This is a genomic window from Nocardia sp. NBC_00881 (genome assembly GCF_045207455.1).
In the GTDB taxonomy this organism is placed as follows: domain Bacteria; phylum Actinomycetota; class Actinomycetes; order Mycobacteriales; family Mycobacteriaceae; genus Nocardia.
Window position 1 is genome coordinate 7,847,896 of sequence record NZ_CP108798.1, and the last position, 15,597, is coordinate 7,863,492.

Here is a 15,597-nt window from a genome sequence, read left to right on the forward strand (position 1 = left end):
GCAGGTGGTCCTCCGATCCGGCGAACTCGAAGTCGGCGGGCCGGGCCGGGGCTGTCCTAGGCTGAGGCTGATCGCGGTAGCGAATTCGATTCGGCTTGGGAGTTCCGGTGGGCGCTGCATTGGTGAAAGGGCAGAACGGGGCGCTGGAGGTGGATCGGGTGCTGGTTTCGGTGCTGACCGAGACCACGGTCGACCTGTCGGCGCTGCTGGTGACAGAAGCCGGGCAGGTGCGATCGGACGCGGACTTCGTGTTCTTCAACCAGCCGAGTGCGCCGGGAGTGTCGCTGCGACCGGGAACGCCCGCCACGCTCGAGGTTTCGCTCACCGATCTGCCTGAGGGCATTGCACAGCTGCGCGCGGTGCTCACCCTCGACGATCCGACAGCGACCTTCGGCCGGTTCGAGGCGGCGGTGGCGACGGTGGCCGACGCGGCGGGGGCGGTGTTGTACGAGTATCGAATCGAGGGCCTCGACAGCGAATCGGTGGTGATCGCGCTGGAGCTGTATCGGCGGAACGCGCAATGGAAGGTGCGGGCGGTTGGTCAAGGCTATGCAGGGGGATTCGCCGCACTCGTCACCGATCACGGTGTGACGGTGGACGAGCCCGCAGATCGGGCCCCTTCGGCGCCGCCGCAATCGGGAGCGACGTCCCGATTCGCTCGCTCAGTCGAGGTTTTCACCGTGCCGGGTGAAGCGAAGCTCTCCTTGGAGAAGCGCGCGAAGCTGGATCTGCGCAAGCGCGAAGTGGCGAAAGTCCTGATCGACAAGGACGCCTTCGGGATTCGCGCCCGTGTCGTGCTGGTCATCGACAAGACCGGCAGCATGAACCGGCAGTACCGCGACCAGGTGGTGCATCGCGTCGTACAGCGGATGATTCCGGTCGCCACTCAGCTCGATGACGACGGCACCCTGGAGGCATACCTCTATGCCCGCTTCTTCGTGAAGCTGCCCGATATCGAGGTGGAACACGGCGACGAATGGGCCCAGACCTTCCTGCACCTCAGTGGAACCCACGCCGACATCGACTACGACGGGATCGGCGGCCGCAACGACGAACTGCCGATCATGCGTGACATCATCGACTCCCTGCGTCCTGGTGACCGCCCCACCCTCGTGCTGTTCTTCACCGACGGCGGTTTCGCCAACAAGCGCGAGATCGCCGCCCTGATGCGGGAAGCGTCACGGCTGCCCGTCTTCTGGCAGTTCATCGGCCTCGGCCTGGCCAACTACGGCCTGCTGCGCTCGCTGGACGAGATGGCCGACCGGGTGGTGGACAACGCGGGCTTCTTCGCCCTCGACGACATCGATCAGGTCGATGACGCGCGGCTGTACGCGCGGTTGCTCGGTGAGTTCCCGGACTGGCTTCGTGCTGCGCGGGTCGCGGGCATCCTTCGCTGAAACCGTTCCGCTCGCACACCCCGGACACCTGGCGTGCGTGGGACATTCGCGGCGAAGCGCGACGCCATGTCCCATTCGACGCCATCAGCTGTTATGGCGAGAAGCTATGAGAGCTCTGCTTAGTGCTGTGTTGGTTCGGGGTCAGCCGATGACGGCGTTCATGATGGTGCCCGCGCTGGTGGCGATGACGCCGCCGATCATGGCTCCCGCCACCATCTTCGGCGACTCGAGGCCGCCGCCGGTCCACTTCTCCCAGGCGAAGCGGCCGCCCGCGTAGATGATGCCGCAGACGCCCGACAGGAGAACGAACCACGTCAGGTAGCGGACCAGTTGAAGGAACTTGTCTGAAATCGGCGGAGCCTCGGGGGTGGGGTTGCCGATCTGCGCCAGGGTGTCGTAAGCGGCGGCCAGGATCATCGTCGTTCGCTCATTCCGGATTCGGGACAAGGGCAGTGCTTCGCTGTGAAGATCGTATCCGTTTGTCTGCCGTGATGTAGGCGGGTCGGTGTGGCGCAGGGGAGTTCGTGCATTCTACGGCCTTGCCGGGTCGGTCGAAGCTCTGGAAGATGGGTGGGGCACGGTGATCGAGAACGCGGTTGTCGTGCGTCGCCGGACTCGCCGGCGATTGTCATGACCACTTGGGCGCGATTCGGATTCTCGAGCCCCGCACCAGGTTTCGCGGCCGGCACCGTGCCTGCTCGGCAGAACCTGCACACGGTGGCGCGGCCGGGCCCGTATTCTCATTCACGATCGAATTCCTCAATGGTCGAACAGCTTTCGTGTGGCAGCTCGGCAACGGCAAGGTTGTACTGGAGCGTAGGGAGTAGACGGTGAGCATCATTCTGGCGTCGGTCGGCGAATCGATCACAACACTGGCGCAGATCGGCAATCCAACCCCGGAGGCGCCTCCTCTGTCGGACAAGTTGTTGAAGTTCGTCCGGTATCTGACCTGGTTCGCGCTGCTGTCCGGCATCGTCAGCATCATCTACGCGGGCGGCAGATTCGCCTGGGAGAAGTGGACCGGGGGCGCATTGCAGTCGCCGAAGATGATCGCGGGAGCCATGCTCGGTGGTGTTGTCGCCACCAGCGCGGGCACGATCATGAACACCATCCTGGAGATCTGACCGCGCAGACCGCTCGGCGAGCCTCTGGTCCGGGTCCGGACTGTCGTCGGCGGCAAGGAGTGCAACGCGGTGGCTGCTCGCCGTGCGGTCGCCTATGCGCGCCTGGCTGGCGCCGGATAGCGTTCCTCGGCGCGCTCGACGTTCCGGCGCCTCGGTGGAGCCTGGACGAACCGCGGCCGCCGGCCACCGACCTGGTCGACGCACCGGGCTGCTCGGGATTGTTGCGCCTCGGGGGCGCTGACCAGCGATTTTCGCGGTGAGGGATGGCTATACTCCAGGACGGATCTCGCGCGGTGCCCGATAGGATCGGAGGCGGAGCAGGATCATGGACGATAGGACCGGGAATAGGCCCGTGGTCTCGCGGCGCGCCGTGCTCGGCATGGCCGTGACGTCGATGGCCGCGATCGGCGTGGCGGCGTGTGGCGGATCGGATGAGGACGGCTCGACCGTCCCCACCATGCCCGGCGAGGCCGCGAAGATCGCCAAGGACGCATACATTTTCGGCTTTCCGCTGGTGCTGATGGACTTCACGCGCGCTGCGAACGAGGCGACCACACCCGCCAACCGGTTCCAGCACGCCGCGACATTGCCCACCTCCGCGGAGCGAGATCTGGTGCGGATGAATCTGGACACCCTGTACTCGACCGCCTGGCTCGATCTGACTGCCGAGCCGATGGTGCTGCAGGTTCCCGCGATGGACGGCCGGCGGTACTGGCTGGTGCAATTGCTCGACGCGTGGACGAACACAGTGCACAACCCGAGTAGCGTTCGTCCACGAGCCAAGTCGGCCGCGCCGCCGTATACCTACGTGGTGACCGGTCCCGGTTGGTCGGGTGCGCTGCCGAACGGTCTCACCCCGATGTCGATGCCGACGCCGACGGTATGGCTGATCAGCCGGATTCAGGTCAATGGCAACGACGACCTCCCCAGCGTTCGCGTGCTGCAGCAGGAGCTGAAGCTGGTTCCGCTGAGCGCATGGATCGCAGGAACGGATCCGCCCGCCGCGGCGCCCAGTGGGCCGGCGGAGGCGCAGTCCCCGCCTGCCCAGGTCGCGGAGTTGGACCCGCGGGCCTTCTTCGACCGGATGTGCGCGGTGATGTCGATCAATCCACCGGCGCCCGACGACGCGCCCGCGATGCGCCGCTTCGCGACCATAGGCATCCGGCCGGGCGGCAAGGTCGAGGGCTTGTCCGACGTCGAGCTCGCGGCTGCCGTCGACACCGCCCGGCAGCAGATTCCTGTGGTTCTGGGTGCACAGACGGCCAACGTGAACGGCTGGGTCTACGACCACGGCGTCGGCAGGTACGGCACCAACTACCCGCTGCGCGCCGTGATGGCCTGGGTGGGTCTCGGCATCGGCCTGCCAGAGGACGCCATCTATCCGACACTGTTCACCACCGCGGACGCGCACGGCAGCGCGGGCCGCTTTCGGCTGCACTTCGCACCGGGCCAGCTGCCGCCTGTCGACGCCTTCTGGTCGCTGACCGCCTACGACGCCGACAACTATTTGGTGCCCAACCCGGCGAGGATATACGCGGTCGGCCACCTGGTCCCGGTCGTGCTCAATGCAGATGGCTCCCTGGACCTCACGCTCCAGTACGCCGACCCCGGACCGAGCGTCCCCACCGGAAACTGGCTGCCCATCCCGGAATCGGGCCAGTTCTCGCTGACCCTGCGCCTGTACGTGCCGAAAGAAGAGGCGTTGCAAGGGCGCTGGCTGCCCCCGCCGCTCACGCCACTGCTCTGATTCAGCCCTCGCCTGCCCAAACGAAGCAGAAAGTAAACGGGCTTTACTAAACACTGTTCACTCAAGCTTGTTCTGTGGTTCCATCTCCTCTTGGACCGTGTTTCAACACAATGTCGTGAGGTCTGCGCCACGCCCAGACCGGTAGGAGTTAGCCGTGACCACGCCCTCGATCCCCACAGGATTCGACTTCACCGACCCCGACCTGCTCGCCACCCGCCTGCCCATCCAGGAGTTCGCCGAGCTGCGCCGCACCGCCCCGGTGTGGTGGTGCGCTCAGTCCGGCCGCGCCAGCGGCTTCGGCGACGGCGGGTACTGGGTCGTCTCCAAGCTCGACCATCTCAAGGAGATCTCGAAGAAGCCGGAGGTGTTCTCCTCGCAGGAGAACACGGCGATCATCCGGTTCAACGAGGACACCACCCGGGAGCAGATCGACATGCTCGGTGACATGCTGCTGCTGAACCTCGATCCGCCCAAGCACACCAAGACCCGCCGCATCATCTCCAAGGGCTTCACCCCGCGCGCGGTGGAGAGTTTGCGCGCCGCGCTCACCGAACGCGCCGCCAGGATCGTGCACGAGGCCAAGAAGTCCGGCGGTGGCGACTTCGTCGAACAGGTGGCCTGCGAGCTGCCGCTGCAGGCCATCGCCGAGCTGATCGGCATCCCGCAGGAAGACCGGATGAAGATTTTCGACTGGTCCAATCAGATGATCTCCTACGATGATCCGGAGTTCGAGGGCGACCACCACGCCGCCACCGCCGAGGTGATGGGTTACGCGTGGAACATGGCCGAGCAGCGGCGCACGTGCCCGGCCGACGACATCGTCACCCAGCTGGTCAACGCCGACATCGACGGCGAGCATCTCGGCTCGGACGAGTTCGCCTTCTTCGTCATCCTGCTGTCGGTGGCGGGCAACGAGACCACCCGCAACTCGATCACGCATGGCATGAAGGCGTTCGTGGACAACCCGGAGCAGTGGGAGATCTACAAGCAGCGGCGCCCGCGCACTGCACCTGACGAGATCGTCCGCTGGGCGACCCCGGTGACGGCGTTTCAGCGCACCGCGACCCGAGACACTGTGCTGGGCGGCCAGGAGATCGAGAAGGGCCAACGGATCGGACTGTTCTACAGCTCGGCCAATTTCGACGAGGACGCGTTCGAGAATCCGTTCACTTTCGACGTACTGCGCGACCCGAACCCGCATGTCGGGTTCGGCGGCACCGGCACGCACTACTGCGTCGGCGCCAACCTGGCCCGGCTGCAGATCGACCTGATGTTCAACGCCATCGCCGACGTGATGCCGAACCTGCGGCAGGTCTCCGATCCGGTGCGGCTGCGCTCGGGCTGGCTGAACGGGATCAAGCGCTGGGAAGTCGAATACGCTTGAATCGACTCGTGCATCAGTCCAAACCGCGGGGCCGCTCACCGGTGGTGAGCGACGCCGACATCCGGCGGGTCGCCAGTACGCTGCTGGTCGGGCGCGGGCCCGCCGCCATCACCCTGCGCGCGATCGCGCGCGAGCTCGGTGTCACCGCTCCCGCGCTGTATCGGTACTACAAGTCGCTGGACGATCTGCTGGAAAGGCTGCGCCTGGACTTCTGCGCCGATCTGGCTGGGGAGCTGACCGCCGAGATCGCCACGCTGCCCGACGACGGCGTGGTGCAGTTCTTCGCCATCTGCCGTGGTTTTCGGCGCTGGGCGCTCGCGCACACCAGGGAGTTCACCCTGGTGTTCGCCTCGCCGGGCGCCGATCGGGTACAGGCACTGCGCCGGTTCGATGAGCCGTTCGGCCGCATCTTCCTCGGTGCGGCGGGGAGGCTGCTTGCCACCTATGACGTCGTCACTCCGCCCACCGATGTCATCCCGCCGGAACTGCGCGAGGATCTCCTGCATTTCCAGACCGAGCTGCTCGCGGTGCTGTCCGAGTCAGGCCAGAAGTTCCCGGCGGAGAAGCTCGACCTCGGGGTGATCTATCTGATGATCCAGATCTGGGCCAGGCTGTACGGGCACGTCACGCTGGAGGTATTCGGGAACTATCCGATCCCGTTGGCCAATCCGGAGATCCTGTTCGACGCCATGCTGGCCGACCTGGGGCGGACGGCGGGCCTGATCGCGGGCTGAGTTCAGATGCGTGCGCCCTTGGCGCGGTTGCACGAGCGGCACAGGATCTGGAGATTGGCCGCGCTGGTCGCGCCGCCACGACTGAGCGGGATGACATGGTCGAACTCCAAGTAGTGCCCGTCACCGCATTCGACACACTTGCCGCCGTCACGCTGCCACACCTCGGCTTTGATCTCCTGCGGGATGCTGCGGGTGTCGCGCTGCCCTGGTGTGAGCACCAGGCGTTTGGCCACACGCAACGCACCTTCCAGTGCGGCGGCGACGTAGTCGGGATCTGCGACGGCGAACGTCCCACCGCCACGAGACGAGGTGGCCGCGATCACCACCGTTTCCTGCTCCGCGTGCACGGAAATAATGCGGGACCATGGCATTTCGGTGCCTGCGCCGGCGCCGACGAACCGCAGCTTCTTGTTGCTGCAGATCAGCCTGCCCTCGGTGAGCTTCGGGCCGCGGGCGAGCTGACGCACGTGCATCGCGGGCAGATCCACGTGCACCTTCTCCTCGGGGTCCAGGTGCAAGCCCGGCGTGCGGACCACCGGTAGATCGCCCGCACGCAACCGGGACAGGGTACGTCCGCGGTGCATCCGCCTGCGCAGGTCCTCGATCAGCGGGCCGTCGAGCGCCAACTCGGTGACCGCCTGCTCGAACAGCTCCAGTTCGGCGTGCTGGACCTCGCCGTCGGCGAAGGTGAAGGTGACCAGCCGCTCCACGTAGCTGAGCGCCGCGGCGCGTAAGGCACGGCGGCCCGCGTCCGCGTCGATCCGCTGGTAGCGCAACGACGCCCAGAGTGCCGCCCATTCGGGTCCGCGCGGACCGTGCGTGGTGAGCACCCGCCACGCCTGGGTGTGCCAATGGGTGAGGTACTCCTCGATCTCCAGCTCGCATCCCTGGCAGGGCGCGAGCCCGCCGAATAGCTTGCGGCGGAGCGGATGTCCGCAGCGCGCGCAGTGCCGATCGCTCGGCCGGTGGCGCGGGTAGCTGGCGCTCGTCCACTCATTGCCGTCCCACCAGCGCATGCGTTCCGGTACTTCGGGATCCGAATGCCAGTCGGCCAGTTCGGGATTCGGGGGTGGTGGGAGCGCGGCGGGTGCGGTTTCCGAGGTGTGCCGGGTCAGGTCGACCGGGCGGTACGAACCGAGCATGGCGGCGGTCTCCGCGCGGTCCAGCAGGTTCGTGCGCGGCCGGTCGAATGCGCTCGCGTCCGACCGGTTGTGCGCCACTCCTTGTTCGTCGGGGCTGTCGACGTCGTCGGAATTCGAAGAGAAGCGTTGCACCGCAATGCCTTCGGAGTCGGTTTCGCTCGCTCGTTCCTCCCGCGCCGACTGCGAACTCCTGCGGGGCGGATCGGACGCGAAGGACCCGTGCGGAAAGTGCAGGACCGGAGCGAGGTCGTGCCGATCGCGCAGGCTCGGGGCGGCCGGATCCGGGTGAGCGCCGGTGGCCGACCGTGCCGAGCGCAGCTCCTGCGACGGCGATGTACGGGCGGATCGGTGCAGACGGAACGGATCGGTGGGGTGCGTCGCGCGGGCCGGATCCGCCGGATCTTCGACCTGGACGCCGAATTCGGTGACCAGTCCGGCCAGGCCGCTGGACCAGCCTTGGCCGATGGCTCGGAACCGCCACCGCCCATCTCTGCGGTAGAACTCGCCGAACATCAGCGCGGGCACCGCGTCCGCGTCCTCGATCTCGAAGGTCGCCACCGCCCCGTCGACGGCGTGCACGGTGAGAGTCAAAGCGGTGATATCGCTGAAGATTCCGTTCTCGACGGAGCCGGCGACGACGATCCGGTCCACGTCCGCTTCGGTGCGCGGCAGTGAGACGCTCAGCCGCGCGGTCCGCGGCGCCGGCTCTTGGTCCAGCGTCACTGCCTGGGAGACGTGGCGCGGGGCGTTGTAGAACACCAGATCCCGGTCCGAGCGGACCGTGCCGGTCCTGTCCAGGAGCAAGGCGTGTGCGTCCACCGCATGCTCCGACCGCCATGAAACAACCACGGCTAGAAGGGATGTCGGTACCGGCGCGTTGGCGCCTTTGCTGAGTTTCATCGTGCTCGAACTATGCCACGACCCTCCGACACGCCGAACGCGCGAGGTGGCGTCCCTCGGCGGGGCGGACAACGCGCGTGATCCCGCAATACCGCGTTCGTACCGTGCGGTACGGCACAGTGTTCTCATGACGAACCCGAAACGCCCGGGTCGCAGGCCCTCGACCCCGAAAATGCCGGGTGGGCGCGTGCCCGGTCCCTCCGACATCCTGGCCGCCGCGCAGTCCGCGGTCGAAGCGGCGCAGACGGCGGCGGGTCAGGCGCTGGAAGCCGCCCAGCTGACCGCGAGCTCGGCGTTCGACACAGCGGTGCGGCTGCCTCCCGCATCGGCCCAGCTGGCCGCGCAGCTGCCCGACCTGGTAGAGCGCCTGTCGATCGCCGTCGAGCGGCTGAACTCCACGATCGATCGCCTGGATCGGACGCTGGCGCTGGCCGACCCGGCCTTCGTGGCCTATGACAGGTTGCTGCCCAGGCTGGAGGCGATGATCGCGCTCGGCGAGGACGTGCTCAGCCGATTGTCGAAGGTGCCCGGAGTGGCTTTGCTCGGCAAGCTGACCGGCCTGAGCGCACCGGAGCCGGTCGAGCCGCCACCGTCGAAGTCGACCAAGCGGCGTAGGTGAAGGTGGGCGGCCGCGCGAAGCGGCGAAAGGTGCACCGCTCGAACTCAGCGGGGCGCGTGGACTGTGGCCGCGCGCAAGGTGGCGGCAGCCTTGAGCAGGACCTCGTGGTATTCGTCTTCGGGATCGGAATCGAGCACGATGGCGCCGCCCGCACCGATCCGCCAGCTGCCGTCGTAGCGCACGGCGGTGCGGATCACTATGTTCAGGTCGGCGGTGCCGCCGAGCCCGAGAAAGCCGATGGTGCCCGAATAGACCCCGCGCGCTTCGGTTTCCAGCGCGTCGATGATCTCCAGGGTACGTAGCTTCGGCGCGCCGGTCATCGAGCCGCCTGGGAAACACGCGCGCAGACAGTCGACCACGTCGACCTCGGGCCGCAGTCTGCCGCGCACGGTGGACACCAGTTGATGCATGGTCGTGTACTGCTCGGTGGCCATCAGCTTCGGCACATACACGCTGCCGATCTCGCAGACCCGGCCGAGATCGTTGCGCAGCAAATCGACGATCATCAGGTTCTCCGCCCTGGTCTTCGGGCTATCGGCCAGCTCGCGGCGCAGACGTTCGTCCTCGGCGGGGGTGGCGCCGCGTGGCGCGGTGCCCTTGATCGGCTTGCTCTCCACGGCGCGGTGGCGGTCGACCTTGAGGAAGCGCTCCGGCGAGGAGCACGCGATGTCGAGGTCGTCGAAGCGTAGGTAGGCGGCATACGGCGAGGGGTTGCAGCGCCGCAGCGCGCGGTAGAAGTCGAGTCCGTCGGCTTCGTGGGCGGGGATTGTCGCGCTGTCGGTCAGGCAGATCTCGTAGGACTCGCCGGCGTGCAGTCGCCCCTGGCAGACCGCGATGTCGGCGAGGTAGCGCTCGCGGCCGCGGGTGAGCAGCGGTGCGGCGGCCTCGCGGTCCGAGGGCACCTCGAGCGGCAGCGGATTTCTCCAGGTCGGAAGGGTTTCCATGGTCTCGCGGGTATCGCGCAGCCAGTCGGCGCCCGCCCGGGTGGTGTCCGGTGTCGCGTCGGTGAGCGAGAGCAGATGTGTTCGCCCGCCCATGTGGTCGACCACCACCATCCGGTCGGCGAAAATCCACTGTGCGTCCGGTGTCGGTGCGCGATGAACCGCGTCCCCGCCGCAGTCGGCCTTGACCTCGTAGCCGAGATAGCCGACGTACCCGCCCACGAAATCGAAAGGCAGATCGGGAAGTTCGAACTGCCGCGCCCGCAGTTCGGCGGCCAGGTAGTCGAGAATGCCGCCCGAGACGGTGCGCCGATGGCCGTCGGACGACTCGACGGTCACCTCGCCGTCGCCCACGCGGTAGCGCAGCACCTCCGCGAGGGGACCGCTCGCGTCACCCAGGAACGAGAACCGGTCCAACCCAGGCTCCACGTGCTCGCTGTCCAGCCAGAATGCGGTGGGAGAGTTGCCGTAGAGCCGCACGAACGCGCTCTCGGTATCGATCGCCCGCTCGATCACCTCCTGCTGGAGCCGGAATGTCCGGGGAAGTGGTGCCGAGTGCTCGGTGCGAGCCGAAACCGCTCGCGCTACGGACCATTCGCCGACGGAGCGCTCGAATCGGACTGCGGCGGCCGGGAACTGCTCAGGCGCGAGTGCCGACATCGGAGTGGGGGATGGTGGGCCGGCGGTGCTCGCTTCCGGAGCGATCCCGCCTTCCGCCTCCACCGGGTCTCGCGGTACGGCGGCGCGCCCGGCATTCGACCGAACACGGCGCGTCGCGGTGAGATTCGCGAAATTGCGCAATATTGCCGCGCCGAACTCGCTGGCGATCGACTCGGGATGGAACTGCACACCCCACTGTGCCCTTCGGCGGTGCCGTACCCCCATGACAACATCGTCCGCGGCCACCGCGGTGACTTCCAGATCCCTTGGCAACGGCCGCAGCGCACACAGCGAGTGATACCGCACGGCGGTGAAACCCTGCGGGATTCCGGCGAACAGATCCCGGTCGTCGTGCTCGATTCGGTCGAGGAATCCATGTCTTGCCGCGGGCGCCGCGGCAACGACGCCACCGGCGCCGACCACGATGCCCTGATGTCCGAGGCACACCCCGAGCACCGGCAGCTCGGTCTCGCGAATCACGGCCGCGGAAATCCCGATGTCCCGCGCGATGTCGGGCCGCCCTGGCCCCGGCGAAACGACCACGTTGTCGAAGCGGGTGAGTTCCAGCTCGGCGACGGTCCGCACCTCGTCGTTGCGCACGACCGTCGGCTCGACTCCGTTCACCTCGCTGATCAGCTGATAGAGGTTATAGGTGAACGAGTCGTAATTGTCGACCAACAGCGTGCGCATTTGTGCAGAACACTACGCCAACGGCTGGCTGACGCCTGCGCCCTACGATGGCCGGAGTGAGACAGCTCATGACAACGTGATAGGTATGGATGCTCATGCTCTCACGCGATAAGTGATTCGAGACAACAGTGGGTAACTCGCCGGGTACCCCAGAACTCGAGTGGCACCAGACGCAGGACCTGAACGCAAATCCGGCGCCCCCGACGGGCACGGCCTGATCCTCGGAGAGGCGGAACAGTACATGGGTAACTCGCCGGGTAAGCCCAAATCCGGGCGACCTGCCGCACCGCCGGTCCGCGACGCGACTTCGGAGGTGTTTACAGATCGACATAAGGCGAGGAGCGGCGGAGGAGCGGATGCGGATCCCGCGGTCGTCGACTTCGCCGTCGTCGGAAGGTGGATGGATGAGCAGGGGCTTCCTGCCGGCGAATTCGAGGACGTGACCACGCTGGGCGGCGGAACGCAGAACATCATGCTTCGCTTCGTCCGTGGTGGCCGCGGATACGTGCTGCGTCGCGGGCCGAAGCACTTGCGCGCCAAGAGCAACGACGTGATCCGGCGCGAGGCCCGCCTGCTCGGCGCGCTCAACGGCACCGAGGTGCGTGCGCCCCGAGTGATCGCGGCCTGCCCCGACGAATCGGTGCTAGGCGCGGTTTTCTACCTGATGGAGCCGATCCACGGGTTCAACCCACAGAACGAGCTGCCGGAACCGCACGCGAGCGATCCGGAGATCCGCAGGCAGATGGGTCTGTCCGCGGTCGAGGCCATCGCGCGGCTCGGTGCGCTGGATTACCAGGCGCTCGGCCTGACCGATTACGGCAAGCCGGAGGGCTTCCTCGAGCGGCAGGTGCCGCGCTGGCTCGGCGAACTCGAGTCGTACTCGGTGAACGAGGGCTACCCGGGGCCTGAGATCCCTGGTGTGAAGCAGGTCGGGGAGTGGTTGGACCGCAACCGTCCCGCGCACTGGACGCCCGGGATCCTGCACGGCGACTGTCATCTGGCGAACATGATGTTCTCCTTCGACGGCCCCCAGGTCGCGGCGATGGTCGACTGGGAGATGTCCACGATTGGCGACCCGCTGCTGGACCTCGGCTGGCAGATCGCCACCCGCCCGGAGCCGGGTACCACCGTCGCGGCCCTGGTAGGCAAGCTCGGCGCGGTCGGCGGTCTGCCGACCCCGGAGGAGATGATCGCGCACTACGGCCAGTTCTCCGATCGCGATCTCGGCGCAGTCCCTTGGTACACCGTGTTGGCCTGCTTCAAGCTCGGCATCGTCCTGGAGGGCACGCATGCCCGCGCGTTCGCGGGCAAGGCGCCCAAGCAGGTCGGCGACTTCCTGCACGCGATCACACTGGAGCTTTTCGAGCGTGCGCAGTACCTGATGGCACATCCATGACGTTGTGGCTGAGCGCGCCTCAGGACTAGAACGCGTTCGGAGTACATGTTCGGCCGTATCAGTGATATTTTCCGAGCGGTACTAGAACGCGTTCCATTTTTCTCGTAGTGTGGGTGCAGTCACATATAAGCACGTGCATGCGAGAGGGTCGACAGGAATGAAGACGAAGGGCGCGATCCTGTGGGGGATCGACCAGCCGTGGTCGGTGGAGGAGATCGAGGTCGGTGACCCGGTCGCCGGCGAGGTGCAGATCCGACTGGAAACGGCCGGCATGTGCCATTCCGACCACCACATCGTGACCGGTGCGACCCCGATGCCGGCCTATCCCGTGATGGGCGGGCACGAGGGTGCGGGCGTGATCACCGAGCTCGGGCCGAACACCCCTGCTGACCTGCAGGTCGGTGACCATGTGATCCTCTCGTTCATCCCGGCCTGCGGCCGCTGTCCGGCTTGCGTAGCCGGACACATGGCGCTGTGCGACCTCGGCGCGGGCCTGCTGATGGGGCAGGCGATCAGCGACGGCACCTACCGGATCCAGGCGCGCGGCGAGAATGTCATCCCGATGTGCTTGCTGGGCACTTTCTCGCCGTATATGACGGTGCACCACACCTCGGTGGTGAAGATCGATCCGAGCATTCCGTTCGAGGTGGCGTGCCTGGTCGGCTGCGGCGTCCCCACCGGCTTCGGTTCCGCCACCCACGTCGCCCAGGTGTCTCCGGGCGAGACCGTGGTGATCGCGGGTATCGGTGGCGTCGGCATGAGTGCGCTACAGGGGGCTGTGCTCTCGGGCGCCTCGAAAGTCGTTGCCATCGACCCGAACCCGTGGAAGCGTGAGCAGGCGCAGAAGTTCGGAGCAACGCACACCTACGAGAGCATGGCCGCGGCGATCATGCCGCTGATGGAGGCCACCGAGGGACGGATGGCGGAGAAAGTCATCCTCACCATGGGTGAGATGCACGGCGAGTACATCGAAGAGGGCCTGATCCTCACCGCCAAGGCGGGCACCGTGGTGGTCACCGCGATGGGCCGGATGGATGAGAGCGACGTCAAGCTGAACAGCTTCTTGCTGTCCATGCTGCAGAAGACGGTGAAGGGCTGCATCTTCGGCGGCGGCAACGCCCGCCAGGACGCGCCGCGCCTGCTCGCACTGTACAAGTCCGGCCAACTCAACCTGGACGACATGGTGACACGCAGCTACTCGCTGGAGGAGATCAACCAGGGCTACCAGGACATGCTGGAAGGCAAGAACATTCGCGGCATCATCAAGTACACCGAAGCCGACTGGTAGACCCGATCAACGCTGTTCGGCGAGCAGGGTGGCGATCTGTGCGATCAGGTCATACGGCACCGGCTCGCCGAGGTGGAATCGCAGTGTCCCCTTGCCTGCCCGGTACGGCTCGACCGCGTGCTCGAACGCCGCGTCGCCGTCCGGGATCGGGTAGAGGCTGACATGGCGCTTCCAGCCCGCGAAGTGCACGACGTTGCGGCCACCCAGCCGGAAGGTCGGGATGCCGTAGCTGATCGCCTCGGTCGCCTCCGGTAGCGCCCGCCGCACGGTACCGCGGATCTCACTCAGGATCTCGCGCACGTCGTCCTGGAATCCGGCGAGGTACGCGTCGATGTTCTCGGGTTGCTGTGCCATCAGGCCTCCTCGATTCCGCGATCGGCTACCGCTGGTCGAGCCAGGCCAGTGTACGGAATCGGGAGGGTCGGAGGCGGCACAACAAACCTTCGCGCCGGTCGCGATCGCGGACGGCGTCGGAAGATCGCGGGCCCGAGCCGGCCTGTCGTGTAACCGAAGTCGAGACCCGTTGCGGAGCCGGCGAACCGAACGAGCCGCCCAGCATCGTGCTGCCGCAGGCCCGCTTGTCCGGGCCGAACCCGAACGGAGAAGGACTCGACTTCACCATGCAGCCTGAGCTCGTCACGGATGGCGAGTCGATGGCGGCGGCGGGGTTCTCGTAGGCTCACAGCGTGCGTTCACTCGAGCAGATTCGGGAATGGCCGGTTCGGCACGCGGCGGCGGCGGTGGTCACCGCGGATGGCGGAACAGCGAGCGAGGGCGACGTCGACCGGGTCTTCCCGCTCGCGTCGGTGACCAAGCCGCTGGTGGCCTACGCCGTACTGGTGGCGGTGGAGGAGGGCGCGGTAGAACTGGACCAGCCCGCTGGACCGCCCGGCGCCACGGTGCGCCACCTGTTGGCGCACGCGTCGGGGCTCGCGTTCGACACCACCGATGTCCAGGCGGCACCCGGTGCCCGCAGGATCTACTCCAGCGCGGGCTTCGAGGTGCTCGCCGGGTTCGTCACCGAGCAGACCGGTATCGCGTTCGAGGAGTATCTACGCGACGCGGTGTTCCGGCCGCTCGGCATGACTGCTTCGGTCCTCGCGGGCCCGGCCGGACACGCGGGGCGGTCCACTGCGGCCGACCTGGCGCGTTTCGCGGCCGAATTGCTGGCCCCGCAGTTGATCTCCGCGCAGACACACTCCGAGGCTACCTCGGTCCAATTCCCCGGACTAGATGGCGTGTTGCCCGGCTACGGCTCGCAACGCCCGAACGCCTGGGGGCTCGGCGTCGAGATTCGCGACGAAAAGACGCCGCATTGGACCGGTGGCACGAACTCGCCACGCACATATGGCCATTTCGGCCAATCCGGGACATTTCTGTGGGTCGACCCGGACGCAGGGACGGCTTGTCTTGCACTGAGCGACGAGAATTTCGGCGACTGGGCGCGTGCGGCCTGGCCACCTTTCAGCGATGCCGTCATTGCGGAGGCGACAACCGCACGCAACACGATCGCAAAGTAACACGTGTAACTTCGGGCACTCCAGTACACTCGGGCAACGCCAGTTCGACGAGTCG

13 protein-coding genes are annotated in these 15,597 nt (G+C 66.8%); 9 read left to right on the forward strand and 4 right to left on the reverse strand.

The window, feature by feature from the left end; genetic code table 11:
* Positions 1 to 107: 107 nt before the first annotated feature.
* On the forward strand, positions 108 to 1,397 hold the full coding sequence (locus OH799_RS33370) for a VWA domain-containing protein (RefSeq protein WP_406272666.1): 1,290 nt from the start codon (positions 108 to 110) through the stop codon (positions 1,395 to 1,397).
* 141 nt (positions 1,398 to 1,538) lie between these two features.
* On the opposite strand, the gene OH799_RS33375 is transcribed toward OH799_RS33370, so the two are convergent.
* Positions 1,539 to 1,814, reverse strand: a complete 276-nt coding sequence (locus OH799_RS33375; RefSeq protein WP_195033234.1) for a hypothetical protein — start codon at positions 1,812 to 1,814, stop codon at positions 1,539 to 1,541.
* Positions 1,815 to 2,227: 413 nt separating this feature from the next.
* Here OH799_RS33375 and OH799_RS33380 point away from each other — a divergent pair, with 413 nt between their 5' ends.
* From OH799_RS33380 to OH799_RS33395, 4 genes are all read left to right on the forward strand, one after another.
* A complete protein-coding gene (locus OH799_RS33380; RefSeq protein ID WP_357267451.1) occupies positions 2,228 to 2,521 on the forward strand; it encodes a hypothetical protein in 294 nt (97 codons plus the stop codon).
* Between the two features lie 325 nt (positions 2,522 to 2,846).
* Complete coding sequence (locus OH799_RS33385; RefSeq protein ID WP_406272669.1) at positions 2,847 to 4,268, forward strand: DUF1254 domain-containing protein; 1,422 nt, start codon at positions 2,847 to 2,849, stop codon at positions 4,266 to 4,268.
* 154 nt (positions 4,269 to 4,422) lie between these two features.
* Positions 4,423 to 5,652 (forward strand): cytochrome P450, encoded by a 1,230-nt coding sequence (locus OH799_RS33390; protein WP_406272672.1) that lies wholly within the window; start codon positions 4,423 to 4,425, stop codon positions 5,650 to 5,652.
* Between the two features lie 8 nt (positions 5,653 to 5,660).
* Entirely contained in the window at positions 5,661 to 6,386 is a 726-nt protein-coding gene (locus tag OH799_RS33395) for a TetR/AcrR family transcriptional regulator (RefSeq protein ID WP_406272675.1), read from the forward strand.
* 2 nt (positions 6,387 to 6,388) lie between these two features.
* Here OH799_RS33395 and OH799_RS33400 read toward each other — a convergent pair whose 3' ends face one another.
* On the reverse strand, positions 6,389 to 8,428 hold the full coding sequence (locus OH799_RS33400; RefSeq protein WP_406272678.1) for a TerD family protein: 2,040 nt from the start codon (positions 8,426 to 8,428) through the stop codon (positions 6,389 to 6,391).
* Positions 8,429 to 8,555: 127 nt separating this feature from the next.
* Between OH799_RS33400 and OH799_RS33405 the strand changes: the two genes are divergently transcribed.
* Complete coding sequence (locus OH799_RS33405) at positions 8,556 to 9,047, forward strand: hypothetical protein (RefSeq protein WP_406272681.1); 492 nt, start codon at positions 8,556 to 8,558, stop codon at positions 9,045 to 9,047.
* A gap of 44 nt (positions 9,048 to 9,091) precedes the next feature.
* Here the strand turns inward: OH799_RS33405 and pabB are convergent, their stop codons facing one another.
* On the reverse strand, positions 9,092 to 11,338 hold the full coding sequence (pabB, locus tag OH799_RS33410; protein ID WP_406272684.1) for an aminodeoxychorismate synthase component I: 2,247 nt from the start codon (positions 11,336 to 11,338) through the stop codon (positions 9,092 to 9,094).
* A gap of 400 nt (positions 11,339 to 11,738) precedes the next feature.
* Here pabB and OH799_RS33415 point away from each other — a divergent pair, with 400 nt between their 5' ends.
* Positions 11,739 to 12,734, forward strand: coding sequence for a phosphotransferase family protein (locus tag OH799_RS33415; protein WP_406272687.1), 996 nt, complete (start codon positions 11,739 to 11,741; stop codon positions 12,732 to 12,734).
* Between the two features lie 157 nt (positions 12,735 to 12,891).
* Positions 12,892 to 14,022, forward strand: a complete 1,131-nt coding sequence (locus tag OH799_RS33420; protein WP_406272690.1) for an NDMA-dependent alcohol dehydrogenase — start codon at positions 12,892 to 12,894, stop codon at positions 14,020 to 14,022.
* A gap of 6 nt (positions 14,023 to 14,028) precedes the next feature.
* On the opposite strand, the gene OH799_RS33425 is transcribed toward OH799_RS33420, so the two are convergent.
* Positions 14,029 to 14,376, reverse strand: a complete 348-nt coding sequence (locus OH799_RS33425; RefSeq protein ID WP_406272693.1) for an iron chaperone — start codon at positions 14,374 to 14,376, stop codon at positions 14,029 to 14,031.
* Positions 14,377 to 14,708: 332 nt separating this feature from the next.
* Between OH799_RS33425 and OH799_RS33430 the strand changes: the two genes are divergently transcribed.
* Positions 14,709 to 15,542, forward strand: coding sequence for a serine hydrolase domain-containing protein (locus OH799_RS33430; RefSeq protein WP_406272696.1), 834 nt, complete (start codon positions 14,709 to 14,711; stop codon positions 15,540 to 15,542).
* Positions 15,543 to 15,597 lie beyond the last annotated feature (55 nt).